The sequence below is a fragment of the Streptomyces sp. NPDC006552 genome (assembly GCF_040611655.1).
Lineage (GTDB): Bacteria > Actinomycetota > Actinomycetes > Streptomycetales > Streptomycetaceae > Streptomyces.
Genome location: NZ_JBEXOS010000003.1, coordinates 61589 through 84310 on the forward strand (window position 1 = coordinate 61589; position 22722 = coordinate 84310).

General features: G+C 73.8%; 24 protein-coding genes and 1 tRNA gene. 13 read left to right on the plus strand and 12 right to left on the minus strand.

The genetic code is table 11. From position 1 onward, the window contains the following. Window positions 1–66 precede the first annotated feature (66 nt). Together ABZY33_RS02730 and ABZY33_RS02735 are read right to left on the minus strand one after the other, a co-directional pair. Entirely contained in the window at window positions 67–708 is a 642-nt protein-coding gene (locus tag ABZY33_RS02730; RefSeq protein WP_356489629.1) for a GNAT family N-acetyltransferase, read from the minus strand. Window positions 709–856: 148 nt separating this feature from the next. Then, entirely contained in the window at window positions 857–1750 is an 894-nt protein-coding gene (locus ABZY33_RS02735; RefSeq protein ID WP_356489630.1) for an NAD-dependent protein deacetylase, read from the minus strand. A gap of 90 nt (window positions 1751–1840) precedes the next feature. On the opposite strand from ABZY33_RS02735, the gene ABZY33_RS02740 reads away from it, so the two are divergent. After that, window positions 1841–2197, plus strand: a complete 357-nt coding sequence (locus ABZY33_RS02740; protein WP_356489631.1) for a PRC-barrel domain containing protein — start codon at window positions 1841–1843, stop codon at window positions 2195–2197. A gap of 76 nt (window positions 2198–2273) precedes the next feature. Next, window positions 2274–2417 (plus strand): hypothetical protein, encoded by a 144-nt coding sequence (locus tag ABZY33_RS02745; RefSeq protein ID WP_356489632.1) that lies wholly within the window; start codon window positions 2274–2276, stop codon window positions 2415–2417. 96 nt (window positions 2418–2513) lie between these two features. On the opposite strand, the gene ABZY33_RS02750 is transcribed toward ABZY33_RS02745, so the two are convergent. After that, complete coding sequence (locus ABZY33_RS02750; protein WP_356489633.1) at window positions 2514–4412, minus strand: ABC transporter ATP-binding protein; 1899 nt, start codon at window positions 4410–4412, stop codon at window positions 2514–2516. Between the two features lie 86 nt (window positions 4413–4498). Here ABZY33_RS02750 and ABZY33_RS02755 point away from each other — a divergent pair, with 86 nt between their 5' ends. Beyond that, window positions 4499–5269: a crotonase/enoyl-CoA hydratase family protein gene (locus tag ABZY33_RS02755; protein WP_356489634.1), complete on the plus strand. Its 771-nt coding sequence runs from the start codon at window positions 4499–4501 to the stop codon at window positions 5267–5269. A 35-nt stretch (window positions 5270–5304) separates the two neighbouring features. Here ABZY33_RS02755 and ABZY33_RS02760 read toward each other — a convergent pair whose 3' ends face one another. Further along, window positions 5305–6150, minus strand: a complete 846-nt coding sequence (locus ABZY33_RS02760) for a GNAT family N-acetyltransferase (protein ID WP_356489635.1) — start codon at window positions 6148–6150, stop codon at window positions 5305–5307. Between the two features lie 151 nt (window positions 6151–6301). On the opposite strand from ABZY33_RS02760, the gene ABZY33_RS02765 reads away from it, so the two are divergent. Both ABZY33_RS02765 and ABZY33_RS02770 read left to right on the plus strand, forming a co-directional pair. Beyond that, window positions 6302–7111, plus strand: coding sequence for an SAM-dependent methyltransferase (locus ABZY33_RS02765; protein WP_356489636.1), 810 nt, complete (start codon window positions 6302–6304; stop codon window positions 7109–7111). A gap of 91 nt (window positions 7112–7202) precedes the next feature. Beyond that, complete coding sequence (locus tag ABZY33_RS02770) at window positions 7203–7379, plus strand: hypothetical protein (protein ID WP_356489637.1); 177 nt, start codon at window positions 7203–7205, stop codon at window positions 7377–7379. A 100-nt stretch (window positions 7380–7479) separates the two neighbouring features. On the opposite strand, the gene ABZY33_RS02775 is transcribed toward ABZY33_RS02770, so the two are convergent. Both ABZY33_RS02775 and ABZY33_RS02780 read right to left on the minus strand, forming a co-directional pair. Next, window positions 7480–8049, minus strand: a complete 570-nt coding sequence (locus ABZY33_RS02775) for an exonuclease SbcC (protein WP_356489638.1) — start codon at window positions 8047–8049, stop codon at window positions 7480–7482. A gap of 56 nt (window positions 8050–8105) precedes the next feature. Then, window positions 8106–9017, minus strand: a complete 912-nt coding sequence (locus tag ABZY33_RS02780) for a YceI family protein (protein WP_356489639.1) — start codon at window positions 9015–9017, stop codon at window positions 8106–8108. 315 nt (window positions 9018–9332) lie between these two features. Between ABZY33_RS02780 and ABZY33_RS02785 the strand changes: the two genes are divergently transcribed. From ABZY33_RS02785 to ABZY33_RS02805, 5 genes are all read left to right on the plus strand, one after another. Continuing rightward, window positions 9333–10487 carry an ROK family transcriptional regulator gene (locus ABZY33_RS02785; protein WP_356489640.1) on the plus strand — a complete coding sequence of 385 codons (1155 nt, stop codon included), beginning with the start codon at window positions 9333–9335 and terminating at the stop codon, window positions 10485–10487. A 41-nt stretch (window positions 10488–10528) separates the two neighbouring features. Further along, window positions 10529–10750: a hypothetical protein gene (locus ABZY33_RS02790; protein WP_356489641.1), complete on the plus strand. Its 222-nt coding sequence runs from the start codon at window positions 10529–10531 to the stop codon at window positions 10748–10750. A 91-nt stretch (window positions 10751–10841) separates the two neighbouring features. Continuing rightward, window positions 10842–11858, plus strand: coding sequence for a Gfo/Idh/MocA family oxidoreductase (locus ABZY33_RS02795; RefSeq protein WP_356489642.1), 1017 nt, complete (start codon window positions 10842–10844; stop codon window positions 11856–11858). A gap of 5 nt (window positions 11859–11863) precedes the next feature. Then, window positions 11864–12877 (plus strand): Gfo/Idh/MocA family oxidoreductase, encoded by a 1014-nt coding sequence (locus ABZY33_RS02800; RefSeq protein WP_356489777.1) that lies wholly within the window; start codon window positions 11864–11866, stop codon window positions 12875–12877. Window positions 12878–13072: 195 nt separating this feature from the next. Continuing rightward, window positions 13073–14167 carry a mechanosensitive ion channel family protein gene (locus tag ABZY33_RS02805; protein ID WP_356489643.1) on the plus strand — a complete coding sequence of 365 codons (1095 nt, stop codon included), beginning with the start codon at window positions 13073–13075 and terminating at the stop codon, window positions 14165–14167. 6 nt (window positions 14168–14173) lie between these two features. Here ABZY33_RS02805 and ABZY33_RS02810 read toward each other — a convergent pair whose 3' ends face one another. Together ABZY33_RS02810 and ABZY33_RS02815 are read right to left on the minus strand one after the other, a co-directional pair. After that, window positions 14174–15070: an aminoglycoside phosphotransferase family protein gene (locus ABZY33_RS02810; RefSeq protein WP_356489644.1), complete on the minus strand. Its 897-nt coding sequence runs from the start codon at window positions 15068–15070 to the stop codon at window positions 14174–14176. 68 nt (window positions 15071–15138) lie between these two features. After that, a complete protein-coding gene (locus ABZY33_RS02815) occupies window positions 15139–15315 on the minus strand; it encodes a hypothetical protein (protein ID WP_356489645.1) in 177 nt (58 codons plus the stop codon). Between the two features lie 65 nt (window positions 15316–15380). Here ABZY33_RS02815 and ABZY33_RS02820 point away from each other — a divergent pair, with 65 nt between their 5' ends. Further along, window positions 15381–15833, plus strand: coding sequence for a hemerythrin domain-containing protein (locus tag ABZY33_RS02820; RefSeq protein WP_356489646.1), 453 nt, complete (start codon window positions 15381–15383; stop codon window positions 15831–15833). 85 nt (window positions 15834–15918) lie between these two features. Here the strand turns inward: ABZY33_RS02820 and ABZY33_RS02825 are convergent. After that, window positions 15919–15992: transfer RNA gene (locus ABZY33_RS02825), tRNA-Pro, on the minus strand. A gap of 119 nt (window positions 15993–16111) precedes the next feature. Here ABZY33_RS02825 and ABZY33_RS02830 point away from each other — a divergent pair. Continuing rightward, window positions 16112–16606 (plus strand): DUF309 domain-containing protein, encoded by a 495-nt coding sequence (locus ABZY33_RS02830; protein ID WP_356489647.1) that lies wholly within the window; start codon window positions 16112–16114, stop codon window positions 16604–16606. Between the two features lie 133 nt (window positions 16607–16739). Continuing rightward, a complete protein-coding gene (locus tag ABZY33_RS02835) occupies window positions 16740–18824 on the plus strand; it encodes an MDR family MFS transporter (protein WP_356489648.1) in 2085 nt (694 codons plus the stop codon). Window positions 18825–18839: 15 nt separating this feature from the next. Here ABZY33_RS02835 and ABZY33_RS02840 read toward each other — a convergent pair whose 3' ends face one another. The 3 genes from ABZY33_RS02840 to ABZY33_RS02850 all read right to left on the minus strand — a co-directional run bounded on the left by ABZY33_RS02840 (window position 18840) and on the right by ABZY33_RS02850 (window position 22457). Continuing rightward, a complete protein-coding gene (locus ABZY33_RS02840; RefSeq protein ID WP_356489649.1) occupies window positions 18840–19604 on the minus strand; it encodes a sulfite exporter TauE/SafE family protein in 765 nt (254 codons plus the stop codon). A 62-nt stretch (window positions 19605–19666) separates the two neighbouring features. Then, window positions 19667–21196, minus strand: a complete 1530-nt coding sequence (locus tag ABZY33_RS02845) for a long-chain fatty acid--CoA ligase (RefSeq protein ID WP_356489650.1) — start codon at window positions 21194–21196, stop codon at window positions 19667–19669. 73 nt (window positions 21197–21269) lie between these two features. Then, entirely contained in the window at window positions 21270–22457 is a 1188-nt protein-coding gene (locus ABZY33_RS02850) for an acetyl-CoA C-acyltransferase (RefSeq protein WP_356489651.1), read from the minus strand. Window positions 22458–22722: the final 265 nt, after the last annotated feature.

Here is a 22722-nt window from a genome sequence, read left to right on the forward strand (position 1 = left end):
AAAACTGGCCATCCGGCGACTTGACCTTGCAGGCTCCGCCCCGGGCGGGGCGGGGCGCGGCCCGGATCACGCGTCGTCCGCACCCGGCGTGGCCTGCGTCGACCGTCCGAGGTACCAGACGGGGCCGGGATCGGACACCGGCAGGAGGCGGAAACCCAGCCGCTCGTAGAAGGTCCGGGCCCCGGTGTTCGCCCGCACCATGCACAGGTGCACGGCGGGGACGCCGTCCCGGCGCAGGGCGGCCAGGAGCGTGCGGATCAGGGCGCGGCCGTGGCCCCGGCCCTGCCAGGGCGGCAGCAGGTCGATGTGCAGGTGCGCGGGGTACGCGGCCAGCTCCGGCCGGACCATCCGCTCCGGGGTGTGCAGCAACCCCGCCATCTCCTCCGCCGGCGTGCGCGCCTCCCTCGCCGGGGCCGGGTAGCGAGCCGCCACCCGTGGCAGCCACTCCGTACGGAACCGCCGGGCGAACGTGGCGGTGTCCGGCGCCGCCAGGACGTACCCGGCCGCGCGGCCGGCACCGTCGTCGAGGACGAAGGCGAACTGCGGCGCCAGCTCCACGTAGGGATAGGCGAAGATCGACGGCATCAGCTCCGGGTCCGGGTAGCGGGACGAGGAGTCCCCGCCCTCGTGGGCCGTGCGGACGCAGACGTGGGCGAGGGCGGCGCGGTCGGACGGACGGTAGGGACGCACGAAGGGGGTCGGTTCCATGCCGGTCACGATGGCAGCATGGGAGCGCTCCCGCGCGCGGTTTCCGGGGACGCCGAAGGCGCGGCCGACTCGGGGCCACCAAGGCCCACCGAGGACAGCGGCCCGCTCTGGGTCCCCGTACACGCCGCGGGCCCCGGCCCGCTCGCGGTCAGAGCCCCAGGCGGGCCACCACGTCGGAGAGCGCCTGCCCGAGGGGCAGGCCGACGCGGTGCGCGGCGAGGGGGTCGCCGCGGCCCGGCCCCTGGTTGACGATCAGGACCGGTGTGCCCGCCTGCGCCGCCTGCCGTACGAAACGCAGCCCCGACATGACCGTCAGCGAGGAGCCGAGCACCAGCAGGCTCGTCGCCTCCGTCACCAGGCGGCGACAGGTCGCGACCCGCTCGGGCGGGACGGTCTCCCCGAAGAAGACCACGTCCGGCTTGAGCACTCCCCCGCACACCTGGCAGGGCACGAGCCGGAACCGCTCCACCGCCGCGTCGGGGAGTTCCACGTCGCCGTCCGGGTTGACGCGGGCCGCCGCCGCGTGGCGCTCGGCCGCGGCCTCGAACTCCGGGTTGGCCTGGCGCAACCGCTCGTCGAGCGTGGTGCGCGCGCTCAGGTCGCCGCAGTCCAGGCAGACCACCCGGCGCAGGCTGCCGTGGAGTTCGACGACGTCGTCCAGGCCCGCGGCCTGCTGCAGCCCGTCGACGTTCTGCGTGATCACCCCGGCGAGCAGGCCGGCGCCGGCCAGGGCGGCCACGGCCCGGTGGCCGCCGTTCGGCCGCGCCCGGGCCATGGCGCGCCAGCCGACCTGGCTGCGCGCCCAGTACCGGCGCCGCGCCCAGGCGTCGCCGGTGAACTCCTGGTACGTCATCGGGGTGTGCCGGCGCAGGGAGCCGTGCTCCCCGCGGTAGTCCGGGATGCCTGATTCGGTGGAGAGCCCGGCGCCGCTCAGCACGAGGGCGCCGCCCGCCCGCACGGCGTCGACGACCGGCGCCAGGTCGGTCGAGGCCGGGGGCAGGCCGGCCACGGGTTCCCAGGTCAACGTGGGGCGCGTACGCATGCCTGCCAGCTTACGCACCGGACCGGCCCACGTGATCGGCGCGAGAGCGGGTACCCAGAGGACAGACGCCGCGAAGAAAGAAGGTCAGGCATGATCGCCGCTGAGAACATCCGGGACTGGCGCGGGCACGACGTGGTGGACCCCGACGGGCACCGGATCGGCACGCTCGAGTCCATCTACGTCGACACCGTCTCCGACACCCCGTTCTTCTGCACCATCATCGTCGGACTGCCGACCAGACGGCGGCTCGTGTTCGCGCCGCTCATGGGGGCGTCGGTCGGCCCGGAGTACCTGAAGATCCATTACTCGAAGGACCTGGTCAAGGACGCTCCGTCGATCGATACGGACGGCGAGCTCCTCGCCGATCAGGAGTGGTCCGTCTTCGACCACTACAAGCTGCCCTTCGAGCCCGGGGCGCGCGGCGAACGCAGGCTCGCCCGGCGCTGATAGAGCGGCCGTCCGGGGGGTAGCCGGGAGGAGGCACCACGACGCGAACGACCGACCCCGACGTAAGGGAGACGCCATGGCCGGCATCCTCAACCGCATCAAGGAGTACAGCCGCACCCCGCAGGGGCAGCGGACCATCGCCACCGCGCGGCGCACCGCGGCGGATCCGCGCAAGCGGGCCCAGGCCCGCGAGTGGCTGGGACGGCTGCGCCGGCGCTGACCGGCGGGTCGCGTGGTGATCCGGCCGGCCGGGACCTCTCCCGGGCGGCCGGATCACCACGCGACCGTGGCGGCAGCCCCCGCAAGCCCCGCCCCCTCAGGCCGCTTCCCGGTCGCCGTCCGGCTCGTCCGGTGCGAACTGCGTGCGGTAGAGCTCCGCGTAGCGGCCGGGCGTGGCCAACAGGGCGGTGTGGGTGCCGCGTTCGACGATGCGGCCGTCCTCCACCACGAGGATCTGGTCGGCGGAGCGGATCGTGGAGAGGCGGTGGGCGATGACGATGGCCGTGCGCTCGGCGAGGGCCTCGGCCAGCGCCTCCTGCACCGCCGCCTCCGAGGTGTTGTCGAGGTGGGCGGTGGCCTCGTCGAGGATGACCACGCGCTGGCGGGCCAGGAGCAGCCGGGCGATCGTCATGCGCTGGCGTTCGCCGCCGGAGAGCCGGTAGCCGCGCTCGCCGACGACGGTGTCGAGTCCGTCCGGCAGCTCCCGCACGAGTGTCTCGAGGCGGGCCCGGCGCAGCACGTCCCACAGCTCGGTCTCGCTCGCCCCCGGCCGGGCCAGGAGCAGGTTGGCGCGGACCGAGTCGTGGAAGAGGTGGCCGTCCTGGGTGACCATGCCCAGGGTGGCCCGCAGCGACGGCGCGCTCAGGTCGCGTACGTCGACGCCGCCGATCCGCACGGCGCCGGCGTCGGTGTCGTAGAGGCGGGGCAGGAGCTGGGCGATGGTGGACTTGCCCGCGCCGGAGGAGCCGACCAGCGCGACGGTCTGGCCGGGTTCGGCGCGGAAGCTCACGCCGTGCAGGACCTCGGCTCCGCCGCGGGTGTCGAGCGAGGCCACCTCTTCGAGGGAGGCGAGGGAGACCTTGTCGGCGGCCGGATAGCCGAAGCGGACGTCGTCGAACTCGACCGCGACCGACCCGTCCGGGACGGCACGGGCGTCCGGCTTCTCCTCGATCAGTGGCTTGAGGTCGAGCACCTCGAAGACCCGCTCGAAGCTGACCAGCGCGCTCATGACCTCGACGCGGGCTCCGGCGAGCGAGGTCAGCGGCGCGTACAGGCGGGTGAGGAGCAGGGCGAGCGAGACGACCGTGCCGGCCCTCAGGGCGCCGTCGAGCGCGTAGTAGCCGCCCAGGCCGTAGACGAGTGCCAGGGCCAGGGCCGAGACCAGGGTGAGGGCCGTGATGAACGCGGACTGGGCCATCGCCGTGCGGACGCCGATGTCCCGGACCCGGCGCGCCCGCGCGGCGAACTCGGCCGACTCCTCCTCGGGCCGCCCGAACAGCTTGACGAGGGTGGCGCCCGGCGCGGAGAACCGCTCGGTCATCCGGGTCCCCATGGCCGCGTTGTGGGCGGCGGCCTCGCGCTGGAGCCGGGCCATCCGCCGGCCGGTGCGGCGCGCGGGCAGCACGAAGACGGGGAGCAGGACGAGGGCGAGCAGCGTGATCTGCCAGGACAGGGTGAGCATGACGGCCAGGGTCAGGACCAGGGTGACCACGTTGCCGACCACACCGGACAGGGTGTTGCTGAAGGCGCGCTGGGCGCCGATGACGTCGTTGTTGAGGCGGGAGACGAGCGCGCCGGTGCGGGTGCGGGTGAAGAACGCGACGGGCATCCGCTGGACGTGGTCGAAGACGGCGGTGCGCAGGTCCAGGATGAGACCTTCGCCGAGGTTGGCGGAGAGCCAGCGCGCGAGCAGCCCGAGCCCCGCCTCGGCGAGGGCGATGACCGCGATGAGCACGGCGAGCCGGACCACGACGCCCTTGTCGTCGCCGCGGTTGATCGCGTCGATGACGTGACCGGCGAGGAGCGGCGTCGCCACCGCGAGCAGCGCGCCGAGCACGCTCAGGATCACGAACTGGATGATCCGGCGCCGGTGCGGCCGGGCGAAGGCGGCGATCCGGCGCAGGGTCGCGCGGGCGAAGGGGCGGTGACGCGGGCCGCCGTTCTGGGCGTTCATGACGCTGTGCAGCTGCGTCCAGGCTGTCGTTTCCATGCTCATAGCGATGACAGTAGGACCTCGACCAATGTTGAGGTCAACGCTTTGCGGGCGGAAGTCCGCGGACCGGGGCGTGCGAGGATGCGGCCATGCCGTCCGTCCGTGTCACCCGCGCAGGCCACGTCACCACGGTCGCCCTCGCCCGCCCGGAGGCCCGCAACGCGGTCGACGGGCCGACCGCCACGCAACTCGCCGCCGCGTTCCGCGCGTTCGAGGCGGACGGCACTGCGCGGGTCGCGGTGCTCTGCGGCGAGGGCGGCACGTTCTGCGCGGGCGCCGACCTCAAGGCGGCCGGTACACCGCGCGGCAACCGCGTGGCGCCCGACGGTGACGGGCCGATGGGGCCGACGCGGCTGCGCCTGACGAAGCCGGTGATCGCGGCGGTCAGCGGCCATGCGGTGGCGGGCGGCCTCGAACTTGCTCTCTGGTGCGATCTGCGCGTCGCCGAGGAGGACGCGGTGTTCGGCGTCTTCTGCCGCCGCTGGGGAGTCCCGCTGATCGACGGCGGTACGGTACGGCTGCCGCGCCTCATCGGGGAGAGCCGCGCCATGGACCTGATCCTGACCGGGCGCCCGGTCCCGGCGCCCGAGGCGTACGAGATGGGGCTGGTCAACCGCCTCGTCCCGCCGGGCGGGGCGCGGGCCGCCGCCGAGGAGCTGGCCGCCCGCATCGCCGCGTTCCCGCAGGCGTGCCTGCGCAGCGACCGGGCGTCGGTGCGCGAACAGGGCGGCCTGGCGGAGGCCCCGGCCATGCGGGCCGAACTCCGCCATGGAGCGGCCGTGCTGGCGCAGGGCCTGGAGGGTGCGCGGCGGTTCGCGGGCGGAGCGGGACGGCACGGGGCGTTCGACGGCGACGCGTGACCGGAGAGCGCCCCTCGCTCAACCGCCGTCGCCCGTCAGCCGAGTTCGAGGGTGGTGACGCCGTAGACGCGGTCCTGGGCGTACGGGCGGACCGGCCCCGTGTACATCCGGGCGGTCTCGAACCCGGCCGTCAGACCGCGTGCCTCCACGAGGGCGACGGCCTCGGTGTTCGTCGCCGGTACGTCGATGCCGACCGGGCCGCCGCCGGACGCGAGGGCGTCGAAGAGGGCGCGGGCGTCGTCGGCGGTGTCCGCGAAGAGCGGGCCGATGCGCCGGCCCTCGTGCGCGGGGCGCACGACGCCGTACCCGGTGACGCGGCCGTCGACGACGCGGGCGAGCGCCGTGTGGCCCTCGGCGGCGAGCCAGGCCGCCAGGAAGCGGGGCCGGTCGGCGGGGTGGCAGGCGCTGTCGTAGGCGAGGACGGCGGCGGGTTCGGCCGCGGCCGGCACGATCCCGGCCGCGGGCGCGGCCCGGTGGGCGGCCAGACCGGTGAAGCGGATGGTGCGGTGGGCCGGGGCGAAACCGGAAGCGCGGTAGTTGTGCTGCTGCGCGACGACGCCGTCGAGTCCGACGGTGCGCTCCCCCGCGTGCCGGAGCCCGGCGCGCCAGGTGGCGAGGCCGTGGCCGCGGCCCCGCAGGTCGGGCCGGACGAGGTAGCAGCCCAGGAAGGCGTACGCGGGGCCGTAGGTGACGACGGAGACCGCCGAGACGGGCTCCCCGTCGATCCGCCCGAGGAAGAACCCGTCGGGGTCCTGCGCGAAGAAGCAGGCGCCGTCCCCAAGTCCCGGGTTCCACCCCTCGTCGGCGGCCCAGCCCTGGATCACGGGCCAGTCGGCGAACGCGGCCCGGGAGATGTCGAGACGCCGGTGGTCCTCACGCATGGGCGCGGCTCCTGACTACGCGTACGGCTGCACCGCCCGGCCGGGTCCGGTACGGGCCCATCCTTCCCGATCGCGCCCCACACGTCACACGCGTACGGCAGGATGATCGGACGTACGCGCGAACCGACGACGCAGACACCGGAGTTGACCCATGACGGAGGCGTCCCCCGCCACGCCCGCCATCGACACCAGCAAGCCGCACCCGGCCCGGGTGTACGACTGGTTCCTCGGCGGCAAGGACAACTATCCGGTGGACGAGGCGCTCGGGCGGCAGATCACGACGATGGAGCCTTCGGCCCGGTACGGGGCGCGGCACAACCGGTGGTTCATGCAGCGCGCGACGCGGATGCTCGCGGCGCGGCGCGGCGTACGCCAGTTCCTCGACATCGGGACGGGCATACCGACGGAGCCGAACCTGCACCGCATCGCGCAGGCCGCGGCGCCCGAGGCGAGCGTCGTCTACGTCGACAACGACCCGATCGTGCTGGCGCACGCCGCGGCGCTGCTGCGCGGCACGCCGGAGGGCGTGACCCGCTATCTCCAGGCGGACGCCCGCGCACCGCGGACGATCCTCGAACTGGCCGGGGAGATTCTGGATCTCGACCGCCCGGTCGCCCTCTCGCTCATCGCGCTCCTGCACTTCATCCCCGACGAGCAGGGCGCGGACGACATCATCCGCACGCTCGTGGACGCGCTCCCGTCGGGGAGTTACCTGGTCCTGTCCCAACTGGCGTCCGACCACGACCCGGAGCGCACCCGGGCCGCCGTCGACATGTACGCGGCCGGCGGGGTCACGCTGGTGCCGCGCTCACGCGCGCGGATGACGGAGTTCTTCACGGGACTGGAACTGCTGGATCCGGGCGTGGTCTGGCTGCCGGAGTGGCATCCGGAGCTGGCCGTCGACGAGGAGCGGGACGGGACCCCGGTGCCGCTGTACGCGGGTGTCGCGCGTAAACCGTGAAGGGTTGCCTGGGATGGCGAACATCACACATGGCGATACACACGTCACGGACCGGAGCACAGAGCCGCACCGATCCCCTACTCTCGTTCACATGTCCTCCATCCCCACTCCGCGCTCCGCGCGTTCCGCCGATGTCGTCAACGAGCAGATCCGTGATCTGTGGGCCCGTACGGGCGGTCAGTTGACCGCCCAGGACCGGGCGGAGTACGAGGCGCTCGTCACGGAGTGGGCGTCGGTGGCCGGTGAAGGACTCGTGCAGAGGGCATAACGCTCTCACGGTCGTGACCTGCGAATATGGCGTCCCGCAGGCTGTTGGCGGATGGTGATCGCTTCCGCGCGCGCCGTCATCACGGAAGCGGCGGGACCTCTCACCGGCGCAGGGCGGCGTCGAGTTCCCGGGTGAACTCCCCCGCACGGCCGCCGCCGGACGGCGCGGCCGGCAGCCGGCGCAGCACCGCCGTGACGGCTGCGGGCGCGTGCCCGCGCGCCCACTCCACGATCCCCGCGCCGCTGCCCGGCTCCGCCAGTTCCTGAGCGCACGCGGCATGGGCCGCGGCGCCCAGCACGTGTTTCACCTGGTGGGCGCTGGCCTTCGGGTGCAGGAACGCGGCGGCGGCCGCATGGCTGGCCGCCCGCGCGGCGTCGGCCGCGACAGGTGCACCGGCCTCGTCCGCCGCCTGGGCGGCCTTGTACGCGGCCCAGGCGGACTGCCGCAGGGCCGCCGTGCGGCGGCCGCCCCCGGCGAAGACCTCCGCCGCGGCCACGGCCTCGCGCGGGCGCGTGTCCGGCGCACCGCCGCCGCCGGGCACTGCGGAGGAGCCCGTGAGCGGACCCTCGTCGCAGAGCGGCAGCACCCGGCGGGCGCAGCGCGCCGCGAAACCCGCGATCTCGCGGAGTTCCGCCATGCTCAGCTCGATACCGTTCGCGTCGTTCGCCACGGCTCGATCCTCCCGCGAAACGGCCCCGGACTGGGCGCCCCTCAGGGCCGGGGGGCCTACTCGGGCGGCGTGGGCGTGTCGTGGCTGCGGTACATCGCCTGGATGTCGAGTTCGAGCTTGACGGTGGGGCCGACCACGGCGATCCCGCGGGCCAGCATCGTCCGCCAGTTCAGCGTGTAGTCCTCCCGGTGCAGCTCCGCCGTGGCGAGGGCGGCGCAGCGCAGCTCCTCCGCGTAGCCGCCGTTGACGACACCGAGGTAGTTCGTGTCCAGCTCGACGGTGCGGCTGACGCCGTGCATCGTCAGGGCGCCCTGGAGGGACCACCTGGAGCCGCCCCGGTAGAGGAAGCGGTCCGAGGAGAAGTGGATGTGGGGGTAGCGCTCCACGTCGAGGAAGTCGGCCGACCGCAGGTGGTTGTCGCGGGTGTTGTTGCCCGTGTCGATCGACGACGCGTCGATACGGACCTCCACCCGCGAGTCCGCCATGTCGGGTGCGACGTGGATGCCGCCCTCGAACCGGGTGAAACGGCCGTGCACATGGGCCATGCCGACGTGTTTGGCGATGAACCGGATCGCGGTGTGCGGCGGGTCGAAGAGCCAGGTGCCGGGGCCGGGCAGCTCCGGCGCGCGGCCGGGGTGGAGCTGCACCGAGGTGAGGGGGACCGTGGTGTCGGGGAGCACGTCGATCGTCTGCTGGTGCGGCTGCAGGCCCTCCGCGGCGATCAGCACGCCGTACCGGCCCGGTTGCAGCGTGAGGAAGACGAGCCCGTACGGGTCGGTCGTGGCCTTCGCGGCGACGCGGCCCGCGCCCGTGTCCGTGACGGTCACCTCGGCGCCCGGCATCGGCTGCCCGACGGGGTCGGTGACCTGGCAGTGGAAGGCGCCCGCGCCGGACGGCACGGGGTGCGCGAGGCCGGCTCCCCGGGCCGCGGAACCGGCCCGCTTCCGGCGGAACAGGGCGAGAGGCATGAGGTCGAACCTTTCCGGGGCAATTGACGTTCGGTGATCACCTTGCCACGGGCGGCGCGGTGCAATTACCGCGGAGTCTCGCATTCCGCTGTCCGCCATCAGGGGTTTCACAGGATCCACACAAATGGGGACGGTGGCGGATCGTTCGGGAGCGGCGACAGGTGTGCCGGTCCCCGGCCCGTCCTCGGCGCACCTCGTCCACGGCGATAGGCAGGAGTTCTGCGCAATATCGGTGCGCGCGGGCTTGCCACGTCACCGTGGTTCTGCAAGAGTCCTGCACAATCCGGCCGAGCGGTGTGCGGAGGCGATCGGGTCATGACGGTGCACCACGGCGTACGCGGGCACGACCTCGCGGCGCTGCGCGGCCTCAACACCTCTGTGGTGCTGCGGGAGTTGCGGCGGGAGAGCCCGCAGACCGTGGGCGGGCTCGCCGCCTCGACGGGGCTGTCCCGGCCGACGGTCGAGGCCCTGGTGGAGGAGCTGGCGGCGCGGGGATGGATCGCGGAGGCCGGTGTTCCGGCGGCCGGGCGGTCGCCGGGGCGGCCCGCGCGCCGGGTCCGGTTCCGGGCCGAGGCCGGACACGTGATCGGAGTGGACCTCGGGCGCAAGAGGCTCGTGCTGCTCCTGTCCCGGCTCGACGGCGAGATCGTGGCCCGTCACCGCGAGGAGTTCCCCGCCCGCTCCACGGGCGCCGAGCGCATCGCGCTGCTCCGCGGCCGGCTGCGCCGCTTCCTCGCGGACCAGGCGCTCGGCCCCGACGACGTGTGGGCGGTGGGGATCGGCGTGCCGGGCATGGTCGACGCCACCGGGCGGATCGTCTCGGTGGTGGTCCCGGAGTGGACCGACCTGGATCTGCCGCGCCGGCTCGCGGCGGACCTGCCCTGCCGGGTCCTGGTGGAGAACGACGTGAACCTCGCCGTGCTGGCCGAGCACTGGCGGGGCGCCGCGGTGCTGGCCGACGACGTGGCGTGCGTGCTCGTGGGGCGGCGCATCTCGTGCGGCCTGATGATCGACGGGCGGCTGCACCGGGGGCGGCGCGGCGGCGCGGGCGAGCTGGGCATCCTGCCGCAGCTGGGTCTGGAGGAGGCGGCGCGGGCGCTGGAGTGGGACGGGCAGCGGCGGGCGGGCGAGTCCGGCACCGACGCGCTCGCCCGGGCCGTGCGCGAGGGGGACCCCGGCGCCCTCGGCGTCCTCGACCGGTACCTGACCACGGTCGCCCCCGGCATCGCGGCGCTCGTCCTCGCCCTCGACCCCGAACTGCTCGTGCTGTCCGGCGCGTTGGCGCCCGTCGGGGCGCCGCTCGGACCGCTGCTCACCGACCGGCTGCGCCCCCTGACCCTGCACGTGCCGCGGATCGCGGTCAGCACGCTCGGCCGCGAGGGCGTGGCACTGGGAGCGGTGCGCCGCGCCCTGGACGCGGTGGACGCCGAACTTCCGCACGGTCCGCTCCCCGCACGGATGCGGCCCTAGCGCCTCAACTCCCGTCCCCCTTCCGACAACCGGAGACGCTCATGCACAGGAGAACGCTCATCGGTGGCGCGCTCGCGGCGGTGGTCCCGCTCGCCGCCGGGTGCGGCCGCGCCGGGGCCCCGGACGCCGCCTCGTCACGCGGGCGCACCGCCGTCTCGTACGGCATCTGGGACGTCGTCCAGGCACCCGTGCTTCAGCAAGGCCGCCCGGGGCTTCTTCTGGTCGGTCATGCTGCCGCTGATCCGGCCCGCCCTGGCGGGTGATGGTGGCGGGTTCGTTGATCGCGAGCCGGCCGCTCGTGCAGGGCAGGCTGACTCCCCCACCCCCTGGACCCTCCCGCAGGAAAGGACTTCCATGGCACGCCTCGACGTGGGACTGATCGGCGCCGGCGGTATCGCGCGCGCTCATCTGCCCGCCTGGACGGAGCTGGGCGCACGCGTCACGGTCCTGTCCGCCGACGGCCGCGCGGAGCAATTGGCCGCCCGGTACGCGCGGTTCGGTGTCACGGCCGCGCACAGCCTCGCCGAGCTGCTCGACCGCGCCGCGGTCGTGGACGTGTGCACCCCGACCTTCACCCACCGCCGCCTCGTGCTCGACGCGATCGCCGCGGGCCGGCACGTCGTCTGCGAGAAGCCGCTCGCGCTCACCGTGGAGGATGCCCGGGAGATGGCGGCCGCGGCCGAGCGCGCGGGGGTGCTGCTGTTCCCGGCGCACGTCGTGCGCTACTTCCCCGCGTACGCGGCGCTCGCGCGGTCGGTGGCGGCGGGCCGGATCGGCGCCCCTGCCGTCCTGCGCTTCACGCGCTCGGGCCGCTACCCGGTGTGGGCCCCCTGGTTCAGCGATCCCGCGCTCTCCGGCGGCATCGTGGTCGACCAGATGATCCACGACCTCGACTTCGCGCGGCTGCTCGCGGGCGAGGTCGTCCGCGTCCACGCGCGGGTCCGCGGGCGGCAGGAACCGGGCGCCGGCGACGGATCCGTGGCGGCCGGCACCGCCGTGCTCACCCACGCCTCCGGCGCGATCAGCCATGTCCTGGGCGTCTGGGGCCTGCCGGACCTGCCGTTCCGCACCACGTACCGGGTGGCGGGCCCCGGCGGCGTCCTGGAGCACGACTCGACCGCCCACACCGGGTTCCGGGTCCTCGCCCAGGGCGCCCGGACGCCCGGCGAGGGCATCCCCGGCAGCCCGATGACGGAGAGCCCGTACCTGAGCGAGCTGCGCGAGTTCGCGGCCGCCACCGCCGGCGGCCCGGCGCCCCGGGTCTCGGCGCGCGACGGCGTGGAGGCGCTCCGCATCGCCGTCGCCGCCGCCGAGTCCGCCCGCACCGGGGAAGCCGTAGAAGTGAAGCCGACCGAGGAGGCCGGGCTGTGACGGACATGAAGGTCGGCATAGCGTCGTTCGCGCACATCCACGCGGGCGGGTTCGCGCGGCTGCTCGCCGCCATGGACGGGGTGACGGTGCTGGCCGCCGACCCCGAGACGGAGCTGGCGGCGCCGGGCGAGGTCCGCGGCAAGGACTTCGCGGCCCAGCTGGGCGTGGAGTACGTGGACAGCTACGAGGAGTTGTTCGCGTGGGCGCCGGACAAGGTGGTGGTCTGCGCGGAGAACGCCCGGCACCGCCCCTTGGTCGAACTGGCCGCCGCGCACGGCGTCGACGTGCTGTGCGAGAAGCCGCTCGCCACCACACCCGAGGACGGCGCGGCGATGGTCGCGGCGTGCCGGGCGGCCGGGGTGCGGCTCGCGGTGGCGCACCCGGTGCGGTTCAGCCCCGCCTATCTCGCGGTGCGGGACGCGGTGCGCGCGGGCACGACGGGCGCGGTCCTCGCGGTGGCCGGCGCCAACAACGGCTATATGCCGGGGGCCCGGCGCCGCTGGTTCACCGACCCCGAACTGGCGGGCGGCGGCGCGTTGACGGACCACACGGTGCACCTCGCGGACCTGCTCGACGACCTCTTCGAGGGCTCCCCCGTGACATCCGTCTACGCGCAGACCAACAACGTCCTGTACGAGGGCGAGGTCCCGGTCGAGACGGCGGGGCTGCTCACGCTCACGTACGGGAACGGCGCCGTGGCCACGATCGACTGCAGCTGGAGCCAGCCGCAGCACCATCCGGCGTGGGGCGGCCTGGCGATGCAGGTGATCGGCGAGCGGGCCACCGTGGAGATGGACGCCTTCGACCAGAAGGTGCACGGCTTCAGCGAGACCTCCCGCGCCGGCATCGAACTCCCCTACGGCGTCGACCTGGACGCGCTGATGCTGCGCGCGTTCCTCTACGGGCAGGGGGACGGCCCGGTCGCCGTGCCGGACGGCGAGGCGGGGCTGCGGGCGTTGCGGGTGGTGGCGGCGGCGTACGAGTCGGCGCGGCTGGGGCGCACGGTGAGCGTGGGGTAGCGGGGACGAGCGGGCGGGGAACAGGAGGTCAAGGGGGTGCCATCGCGGCCACGGGGTGGGTCCGCGTACGGCAAAATGGGTCGGCGTGCGGCGCCCCGACCGCCACGCGGGCCCCCTATTCCCCACCGAGCAGGTACACGTGACGATTCATCACATTCCGGTCCTCTTTACCGAGGCGAGCGCGGGAGGTGCCCGGTGACCCGCGGACTCCAGCCCCATGACCTGATCATCGCGGGCGTCGCCCTCCTCACGGGGCTGCTGGCCGGGCTCCTGCTGCGGCTCGTGCTGCGCTGGCTCGGCGAGCGGGCCAGCCGGACCCGGTGGGGCGGCGACGACCTGCTCGTCGACACGGTGCGCACCCTCGTGCCCTGGGCCGCCGTCGCCGCCGGCGCCGCGGTGGGAGCCGAGGCGCTGCCGCTGACCGCCCGCACGGGACACACCGTGAACATGGCGCTGACCGCGTTCGTCATCCTGGCCGGCACGCTCACCGCGGCCCGGGTGATCACCGGCGTCGTCCGGGCGGTGGCGCAGTCCCGTGCCGCCGTGGCCGGTTCGGCGACGATCTTCGTGAACATCACCCGGGTCGTGGTCCTCGCGCTGGGCTTCCTGATCGTCCTGCAGACACTCGGCATCTCCATAGCTCCCCTGCTCACCGCCCTGGGCGTCGGCGGTCTGGCGGTGGCGCTCGCCTTGCAGGACACCCTCGCCAACCTCTTCGCGGGCGTGCACATCCTCGCCTCGAAGACCGTGCAGCCCGGCGACTACATCCGGCTCAGCAGCGGTGAGGAGGGCTACGTCGTCGACATCAACTGGCGCAACACCGTGGTGCGCCAGCTCTCCAACAACCTCGTGATCATCCCGAACACCCAGCTCTCCGGCACGAACATGACCAACTACAGCCGCCCCGAGCAGGAGATGACCCTGCTCGTCCAGGCGGGTGTGGGCTACGACAGCGACCTGGAGCACGTCGAGCGCGTGACCGTCGAGGTCGTCACGGAGACCATGCGGGACGTCGAGGGCGCGATGCCCGAGCACGAACCGGCCGTGCGCTTCCACACGTTCGGCGACTCCCGGATCGGCTTCACCGTCATCCTCGGCGTCGGGGAGTTCAGCGACCAGTACCGGATCAAGCACGAGTTCATCAAGCGGCTGCACCGGCGCTTTCGCGAGGAGGGCATCCGCATCCCCGCGCCGACCCGGACGGTGGCGCTGACGCCGGGCAGCGCGCCGCTGGTCATACCGCACCAGCGGGACGGGGCCGACACCCCGGTGATCACGCCCCCGGTATAGGGCCGGTCAGTCGCGGCCCTCGGCGAGCACCTCCCTGATGACGCGCTCGGCGGTGCCGGCCATGAACGGATTCGACTCGCGGTAGTACGCCAGCTCGTGGGCCGCGACGGTCAGGGCCCAGCCGCGGCCGCGCGTCCAGCTCTGCGCGTCGAGCCCGGCGGCGGCGCGGAAGATCCGGCGGGCCGGGGCGTCGAGTACGTACCAGGCGACGAGGAGGTCGACGGCCGGGTCGCCCACGCCCATGCACGCGAAGTCGATGACGGCGCTGAGGCGGCCCTGGTCGAGGAGGACGTTGCCGGGCTGCAGATCGGCGTGGAGCCAGACGTCCGGCAGCTCACCGCGCGGCGCCCGCACGGCGGCGTCCCAGACGGCACGGGCCGCGTCGGTGTCGATCTCGCCCGCGAGCCGGTCGAGCACCGCGCGGGTGGCGCTGTCCCGCTCCGCGAGGGGGCGCGCGCCCCGGTAGGCCGCGGGGGCGCCCGCGGTGTCGACGCGGCGCAGGGCGGTGACGAACGCGGCCAGGTCGGCGGCGAGCGCCGCCGGGTCCGCCACCTCCCCGGCGACCGGGATCGCGCCGGGCAGCCAGCGGTGCACGGCCCAGGGATGCGGGTAGCCGTGGCCGGGCCTGCCCTCCGCGACGGGTTCGGGCACGGCGACGGGCAGCCGCGCGGCCAGGAACGGCAGCCAGCGGCGCTCGCCCGCCAGGTCGGGCACCGACCCGCCGCGGCGGGGCAGCCGCAGCACGAACGCGTCGCCGAGCCGGTACAGGACGTGGGAGGTGCCGTGCGCGTCGACGTGCCGCAGCGGCTGCCCCGCCCAGTGCGGGAACTGCTCGTCGACCAGGGCCCGGACGAGGGGCTCGTCGATGTCGGCCTCGTCGGGGTGGAACTTGCGCACGCTCATGGTCACCTCTCCGCGGGAGCGCCGGTGCCGCGCGAGCATAGTCGCCGCTCGGCGACGGGCGCCCGGGGTTATCGCGGCTGCCGGACCGCTGTCCGCGGCACGCTCTCCAGCGCCCAGCCGGTCGTGCGCGGCCCGAGCACGGCGATGTCCACGCAGAGCACGCCAGCAGGACGGCGCATCCGGTGAACAGCCCCGTCGCGCCGGGCGCGGCCGAGGAGGACCTCGTACAGGTCGCACGCTGCCACGAGGGGGGCGCCACACGCCGGTGACCTCCTCGAACTCTCCCCGGGACTGACGTATCACTGACCCCATGTGCCATTACTGCGGCTGCCGGGAGATCCCCCTCATCAAGGAGTTCATCGCGGAGCACGAGCGGGTCACCGACGCCGCCGGCGACGCCCTGCGCGCGCTCGACGCCGGTGATCCGGGGCGGGCCCGCGCCCTCGTCGACGCGATGGCCGGGGAGCTGACGGCGCACTGGCGCGGGGAGGAGGACGGGCTGTTCCGGGTGATGCGCGCCGATCCCGAGTACGCGCCGTACATCGCGGCTCTGGAGGTGGAGCACCGGGAACTGGACGCACTGCTGCCCGCCTTGGACCTGACGGACCCGGCCGGCGTGCGCACGTTCACCGAGGCGGTGCGGGAGCTGCACCGGCACATCGCCAAGGAGGAGGACGGCCTGTTCCCGGCGTCGCTGACCGCGCTGTCGGGGGACGAATGGGACGCGTCGATGGCGGCCTGGCGCGCGGCGCACCCGCGGTAGCCCGGCCCCGAGGGCGGGCCACAGACGCGTGTGGGGCCGCCGCAGATCTCTCTGCGACGGCCCCACACTCCACGACTCCGTAAAGTCGGGACGACAGGATTTGAACCTGCGACCCCTTGACCCCCAGTCAAGTGCGCTACCAAGCTGCGCCACGTCCCGATGTCGGCTGCCTCGCGCAAGTCCCGTCCGGCGGCGACAGACAGAACGATACCCCAAGCTCACGGGTGGTTTGAAACCGATTCCGCGAGGGTCGGCGGACATGCGCGAGAATCGGCCGCATGAGCACTTCGCACAGCGGCGACCGGGACCGCGACGAGGCGGGGCGGGCCCGCAACGCCCGTCCCCGCGACGGTCTCGGCCGCCCCCTGCCCTACGGCTCCCCCGGCGTCGAGCGCCAGCCCGAGGGCGTCGTACGCACCCCGGCGCGGACCGTCGACGAGGCGCAGGCGCTGCTGGACGCGGGCCGTCCGTTCCACGCGCACGAGGTCTTCGAGGACGCCTGGAAGGCGGGGCCCGACTCCGAGCGCGCCCTGTGGCGGGCCCTGGCCCAGACGGCGGTGGGCCTCACCCACGCGGCCCGCGGCAACGCCAGGGGCGGCGCCCGCCTGCTGCGCCGCGGCGCGGACGGCCTGGCTGCGTGGACGGGCGAGGCCCCGGGCGAGCTGGACACGGAAGGGATCGTCCGGTGGGCGCGCGCCCTCGCGGCCCGGGTGGACCAGGGCGCCCCGGTCTCGGCGGCGGCTTCGGCACCCCGGCTCAGGTCGGCCCTTTAAGGCGCGGGGAACTGCGCGGCCGGCCGCACACGGCCCGCACCCGCCGGCCGAGGCGCACCCCACGGTGCCGGGACGTCACCAGTCCGGCCCCCGCCCACATGCGCGGCCCTCCGCCCCGGCGGACCCTGCAGAGGTGACAGCCACGGATACCCCCCAGCCCACCGCCGGGACCCCGGACCAGCCGTTCCTGGACAAGCGCCGCCGCAACGTCGTCTTCGTCACGATCATGCTGGGCATGCTGCTCGCCGCTCTCGACCAGACGATCGTCGGTACGGCCCTGCCGACGATCGTCTCGGACCTGGGCGGCGCGGCGCACATGTCCTGGGTGGTGACGGCGTACCTGCTGGCGGAGACCGTCGCCACGGTGCTGGTCGGGAAGTTCGGTGACCTGTTCGGGCGCAAGGTGGTCTTCCAGGTCTCGGCGATCGTCTTCATCACCGGTTCGTTCCTGTGCGGCCTCGCGGGCAACATGACGCTGCTGATCGCCTGGCGGGCGATGCAGGGCATCGGCGCGGGCGGTCTGATGGTGACGGCGATGGCGCTGATCGCGGACGTCATCCCGCTGCGTGAGCGCGGCAAGTACCAGGGCGCGATCGGGGCCGTCTTCGGTGTGGCCACGGTCATCGGGCCGCTCCTGGGCGGCCTCTTCACGGACCACCTGACCTGGCGCTGGGCCTTCTATGTCAACGTGCCGATCGCGATCGTCGTGGTGATCGCCGCGGCCCGCACCATCCCGGTGGTGAAGTCCGCGACCCGGCCGGTCATCGACTATCTGGGCATCGCGCTGGTCGCGGTCGGCGCGAGCGCCCTGATCCTCGCGACGAGCTGGGGCGGCAACGAGTACGCGTGGGGCTCGGCCGTCATCATCGGCCTGTTCGTGGGCGGAGTCATCGCGCTCGGCCTGTTCTGCGTCGTGGAGTCGCGCGCGGCCGAACCGATGCTGCCGATGCGCCTCTTCGCCAACCCCGTCTTCACCGTCTGCTCGGTCCTCAGCTTCGTGGTGGGCTTCGCGATGCTGGGCGCGATGACGTTCCTGCCGACGTACCTGCAGTACGTGGACGGGGACTCCGCCACGATCTCGGGCGTGCGGACGCTGCCCATGGTGATCGGCCTGCTGATCGCGTCGGTCTTCTCCGGCAACGTGGTCAGCAAGACCGGAAAGTACCGCTTCTTCCCGATCGTGGGCTCGCTCGTCATGGCGCTCGGCCTGTACCTGCTGTCTCTGATGGGCAGCGATGCGGGGGTCTGGCTGGAGTCGCTCTACATGTTCGTCCTCGGTGCCGGTATCGGGCTGTGCATGCAGGTGCTGACCATCGCCGTGCAGAACACCGTGGACTACGCGGACCTGGGTACGGCGACGTCGGGCGTCACCTTCTTCCGTACGCTCGGCAGCTCCTTCGGGACGGCCGTCTTCGGGACGATCTACGCCAACACGCTCAAGCCCCGGCTCTCCGACGGGGTGGCCGAGGCCGCCCGTGCCGGGACCGGGACCGACGCGGCGGCCCTCGCGAAGGCCGCGCAGAACCCGCAGGGGCTGCACGCGCTGCCTCCGGCCGCGCGGGGCCCGATCGTGGAGGCGTACGCGGACTCGCTGCACACGGTCTTCCTGTGCACGGTGCCGGTGGCGCTGATCGGGTTCGTCGTCGCGCTCTTCCTCAAGCAGGTGCAGCTGCGGGACAGCGCCCGGATGGGCTCCTCGGACATGGGCGAGGGCTTCGCGCAGCCCACCACCGGGGACCCCGCGCACCTGTTGCAGCGGACCGTCGGCTCCATCGTGAAATCAACCGACCTGCGGACCGCGCGGCGCATCCTCGACGAGTCCGACACCCGGCTCGACATCGCCGGGGCGTGGGCGGTGATGCAGGTGGAGTTCTTCACGCGGATGGTCGGGCACGCGAGCCTCGGCATGATCGCGGCGCGCCGCATGCTGCCGCCGGAGGTCCTGGTGCCGGTCTTCCAGCGCATGGTGGACGAGGGCTACCTGTCGCGTACGGGGACGTACTTCTCGCACACGGCTGCGGGGCGCCGGGAGGCCGAGGTGATCAACCACGCGTGGGGCGAGTGGCTGGCCGGGAAGGTCGAGGCGGATCTGGGGCGTCCCGCGGGCGAGGACCTGCGGGCGGCGGTCGACACGATCGCGAAGCGGCTGCTCGCCGAGGACCTGGAGCAGGGGCTGCCGCACCAGCCGGGTTCGGACCGCACGCTCAGCCCTGCGTAGGCGGCCCGCCGGGGGTCAGCGCAGGAGGAGCTGCAGGCCGCCCAGGATCGTGGCCGCGATGACGAGGCGTTCGAAGAGGCGCTGGTTGATGCGGTTCACAGCCCATTTGCCGATCAGCGCGCCGGGTACGACGAAGGCGACGAGGGCGGCGTCCAGAAGCAGGGAGTGCCCGTCGATGAGGCCGAGACCGACGCTGAACGGCACCTTCGCGGAGTTCACGATGAGGAAGAACCAGGCGGAGGTGCCGAGGAAGCCCAGTTTCCGGAAGCCCGCGGAGAGCAGGTAGAGCGACATCACGGGTCCGCCCGCGTTCGCCACCATGGTGGTGAACCCGCCGAGCACCCCGTAGGAGCCGGCTTTGACGCGGGCGGCGCGCGTCCCCGTGTCCGCCGCCTCGGGGGACTCACCCCGGCGGCGCCGCCAGAGGGTGACGCCGGCCATCAGCAGCAGGATCGCGCCGATGGAGGACCGGACGGCGCCGTCGCCCGCGACGGCGAGGAACGCCGTGCCGAGCACCACTCCCGCGGCGACGGCGGGGAACAGCCGCCACAGCGTGGGCCAGTGGGCGTGGCGCCGGTAGGTGAGGACGGCGAGGACGTCGCCGAAGATCAGGATCGGCAGCAGGACGCCGGTGGAGGCGCGGGCGGGCAGGACCGCGGCGAAGACGGCGAGGCTGACCGTGTTGGCGCCGCTGACGGCGGTCTTGGAGAAGCCCACCAGCAGCGCCGCGGCGGCCAGCGCGGCGAACGCCCACGGCGTGATCCCGAAAATGTGGTGCATGGCGGGCCGATGGTAGACCCGCCGGTCCGCGCCGCGTCACCGCCGCCGCATGGTGATACGCGCTACGCGGGCCCGGGGCGGTCCGCATACGTGGCCCGCAGCTCACGCTTGAGGACCTTCATGCTGGGGCCGAGCGGCAGTTGCTCCGTGAACTCGATGCGGCGCGGGTACTTGTGCTTGCCGAGGTGCTCCTTGGACCAGGCGGTGAGTCCGGCCGCGTCCAGGCAGGCGCCGGGCTTCGGGACGACCACCGCGCAGACCTCCTCGCCGTGCACGGCGTCGGGCAGGCCGATGACCGCCGCGTTGGCGACGCCGGGGTGGCGCATGAGGACCTCCTCGACCTCGCGCGGGTACACGTTGTAGCCGCCGCGGATGACGATGTCCTTCTTGCGGTCGACGATGCGCAGGTAGCCGTCCGCGTCCTTGGTGCCGAGGTCGCCGGTGCGGAACCAGCCGTCGACGAGGGCCTCCGCGGTCGCCTCGGGGCGGCCCAGGTAGCCGGTGAAGACGCAGTGGCCGCGCACGACGACCTCGCCGAGTTCGCCCGTCGGCAGCAGCTCGACGCGGTCCTCGGTCTCGGCGCGCGCGATCTCCACGTCGACGCCCCACAGCGGCTGGCCGATGGTGCCCGGGCGGGCGCCGAAGACGGGCTGGTTGGCGGCGGCGGCCGGGGAGGTCTCGGAGAGGCCGTACCCCTCGTAGACGGTGGCACCGAAGGCCTGCTCGAAGCCCTCCAGGACGGCTACGGGGAGCGAGGCGCCGCCCGAGATGCACAGGCTCAGCCGCGGCAGCTGTTCCGCCTCGGGCGCCGCCGCGAGCAGGTTCACGTACATCGTGGGGACGCCGTGGAACGTGTTGACGTTCTCGGCGACCATCAGCTCCAGTGCGCGAGCCGCATGGAAGCGGGGCAGCAGGACGAGCGTCGCGCCCGCGCGCCAGGTCGCGTTCATCGAGACGGTCTGGCCGAACGCGTGGAAGAGCGGCAGCGCGCCGAGCGCGACGTCGTCGGCGTGCACGTCGTTGGCGTCGAAGGCGCTGACCGTCGCGTTCATCACGAGGTTGAAGTGGCTCAGCTCGGCGCCCTTGGGGACGCCGGTGGTGCCGCTGGTGTAGAAGACGACGGCCGGGTCGTCCGCGTCGCGGGTGACGTAGGCCGGCAGCGGTTCGCTCGCCGCGGTGAGCTGTTCCAGCTCGCCCCCCGCGCCCAGGGTCACCATGCGCACCCCCGCGGCCCGCGCCGCGGCCGCGCCGGTCTCGGCCTGCGCCGGGTGGCACAGCAGCAGGGTCGCGCCGCTGTCCGTCAGGACGTGCCGCACCTCTTCGGCCGACAGGAGCAGGTGGACGGGGACGACGACCCCGCCCGCGGCGAGCGTCGCGTAGTAGGCGCGCGGGAACTCGGCGGTGTTGGGCGCCATCAGGGCGATCCGGTCCCCCGGCCGGACGCCGAGGCCGGTCAGGGCCGCGGCCTGCTTGCGGGCCTGGAGCCACAACTGCGCGAAGGTGAGGCGCAGTTCGCCCTCCACCAGGCCCACCTTGTGGGGGCGGCGGCGGGCGGACTCGGCGAGGATCGCGGCGAGGGAAAGGGTTGCCATGAGGGGTGGTGCTCCGTTCGGTACTGACTGCTGGTGCGGCTCCGGGCCGGGCGGCTCTGTCTGCTGCCGGGGTTCAGGCGCGCTCGACGAGCACGGCGCTGCCCTGCCCGACGCCGACGCACATGGTGGCGAGGCCCCGGGCGGCACCGGTGCGGCGCAGCCGGTGCAGCAGCGTGGTGAGGATGCGGGCGCCGGAACAGCCGAGCGGGTGGCCGAGGGCGATGGCGCCGCCGGTCGGGTTGACGAGGTCGGGGTCGATGCCGAGGGTGTCGACGCAGGCGAGCGCCTGCGCGGCGAAGGCCTCGTTGAACTCGGCCTCCTCGACGGTGTCGAGGGACCAGCCCACGCGGTCGAGCGCCTTGCGCGTGGCGGGCACCGGGCCGATGCCCATGACGTCGGGGTGGACACCGGCCGAGGCCCCGGCGACGTAGCGGCCGAGGGAGTGCAGCCCCAGGTCGTTCAGGGCCTCCTCGGAGACGAGGAGCAGGCCGGCCGCACCGTCATTCATCGGGGACGCGTTGCCCGCCGTGACCGTGCCGCCCGCGCGGAACACGGGCTTGAGGCCGCCCAGCTTCTCCAGGGAGGTGTCCGGGCGGATGCACTCGTCGGCATCGACGACGACCCCGTCGGGCCGTGTGACCGGGAGGAGTTCGGCGTCGAAGAGGCCGCTCTCGCGGGCGGCGGCGGCCCGCTGGTGGCTGCGGAGTGCGAACGCGTCCTGCCGCTCGCGCGCGACCCCGTACCGGTCCGCGACCTCCTCGGCGGTCTCCCCCATCGCGAGGACGCCGTGCAGCTTCTGCATCGCGGGGTTGACCAGCCGCCAGCCCAGGCGTGTGTCGTAGGTCTGCATCGTGTGCGGCAGCGCGTCGTCCGGGCGGGGCAGCACGAAGGGGGCGCGGCTCATGGACTCGGAGCCGCCGGCGAGCACGATGTCGGCCTCACCGGCGGCAATGGTGCGCGCGGCGGTGGTGACGGCCTCCAGGCCGGAGGCGCAGAGCCGGTTCACGGTCGCGCCCGGCACCGTCTCGGGCAGGCCCGCGAGGAGGGCCGCCATCCGGGCGACGTTGCGGTTGTCCTCGCCGGCCTGGTTGGCGGCGCCCCAGTAGATGTCGTCGACGCGGGCCGGGTCGAGCGTGGGCGCGTCCGCCAGCAGGCCCCGCATCACCGTCGCCGCGAGGTCGTCGGGGCGGATGCCGGACAGGGCCCCGCGGAGCTTCCCGATCGGGGTGCGGCGGGCGGCGGCGAAGTGAACGGGGCGCACGGTCAGCTCCAAGGACAGCGGTTAATTAGCACTGCTAGTTTTGGACTATAGACCTGGGCCCCGGCAGCTGGGAAGGGGCGCCCGGCGAAATCACCCGGGCCCCGGAGCGCGAGCCCCCCGGCAGGTTTGCGGCGATCAAATGGGGACATGCGGCGATCGAAGAGAGAGCCGCGGCTCCACATCTCAGGGCTGACCCTGATGTCCCGCCCCCCGCGCCCTGCCTACATTGGGGGTCCGGCACCGCTCCGCAGACGATGTACGGGGG

Excerpts from the sequence above, each read along its gene's own strand:
- ABZY33_RS02730 (WP_356489629.1), bottom strand. The coding sequence starts at position 708 with ATGGAACCGACCCCCTTCGTGCGTCCCTACCGTCCGTCCGACCGCGCC.
- ABZY33_RS02735 (WP_356489630.1), bottom strand. The coding sequence starts at position 1,750 with ATGCGTACGCGCCCCACGTTGACCTGGGAACCCGTGGCCGGCCTGCCC.
- ABZY33_RS02740 (WP_356489631.1), top strand. The coding sequence starts at position 1,841 with ATGATCGCCGCTGAGAACATCCGGGACTGGCGCGGGCACGACGTGGTG.
- ABZY33_RS02745 (WP_356489632.1), top strand. The coding sequence starts at position 2,274 with ATGGCCGGCATCCTCAACCGCATCAAGGAGTACAGCCGCACCCCGCAG.
- ABZY33_RS02750 (WP_356489633.1), bottom strand. The coding sequence starts at position 4,412 with ATGAGCATGGAAACGACAGCCTGGACGCAGCTGCACAGCGTCATGAAC.
- ABZY33_RS02755 (WP_356489634.1), top strand. The coding sequence starts at position 4,499 with ATGCCGTCCGTCCGTGTCACCCGCGCAGGCCACGTCACCACGGTCGCC.
- ABZY33_RS02760 (WP_356489635.1), bottom strand. The coding sequence starts at position 6,150 with ATGCGTGAGGACCACCGGCGTCTCGACATCTCCCGGGCCGCGTTCGCC.
- ABZY33_RS02765 (WP_356489636.1), top strand. The coding sequence starts at position 6,302 with ATGACGGAGGCGTCCCCCGCCACGCCCGCCATCGACACCAGCAAGCCG.
- ABZY33_RS02770 (WP_356489637.1), top strand. The coding sequence starts at position 7,203 with ATGTCCTCCATCCCCACTCCGCGCTCCGCGCGTTCCGCCGATGTCGTC.
- ABZY33_RS02780 (WP_356489639.1), bottom strand. The coding sequence starts at position 9,017 with ATGCCTCTCGCCCTGTTCCGCCGGAAGCGGGCCGGTTCCGCGGCCCGG.
- ABZY33_RS02785 (WP_356489640.1), top strand. The coding sequence starts at position 9,333 with ATGACGGTGCACCACGGCGTACGCGGGCACGACCTCGCGGCGCTGCGC.
- ABZY33_RS02790 (WP_356489641.1), top strand. The coding sequence starts at position 10,529 with ATGCACAGGAGAACGCTCATCGGTGGCGCGCTCGCGGCGGTGGTCCCG.
- ABZY33_RS02795 (WP_356489642.1), top strand. The coding sequence starts at position 10,842 with ATGGCACGCCTCGACGTGGGACTGATCGGCGCCGGCGGTATCGCGCGC.
- ABZY33_RS02800 (WP_356489777.1), top strand. The coding sequence starts at position 11,864 with ATGAAGGTCGGCATAGCGTCGTTCGCGCACATCCACGCGGGCGGGTTC.
- ABZY33_RS02810 (WP_356489644.1), bottom strand. The coding sequence starts at position 15,070 with ATGAGCGTGCGCAAGTTCCACCCCGACGAGGCCGACATCGACGAGCCC.
- ABZY33_RS02820 (WP_356489646.1), top strand. The coding sequence starts at position 15,381 with ATGTGCCATTACTGCGGCTGCCGGGAGATCCCCCTCATCAAGGAGTTC.
- ABZY33_RS02830 (WP_356489647.1), top strand. The coding sequence starts at position 16,112 with ATGAGCACTTCGCACAGCGGCGACCGGGACCGCGACGAGGCGGGGCGG.
- ABZY33_RS02840 (WP_356489649.1), bottom strand. The coding sequence starts at position 19,604 with ATGCACCACATTTTCGGGATCACGCCGTGGGCGTTCGCCGCGCTGGCC.
- ABZY33_RS02845 (WP_356489650.1), bottom strand. The coding sequence starts at position 21,196 with ATGGCAACCCTTTCCCTCGCCGCGATCCTCGCCGAGTCCGCCCGCCGC.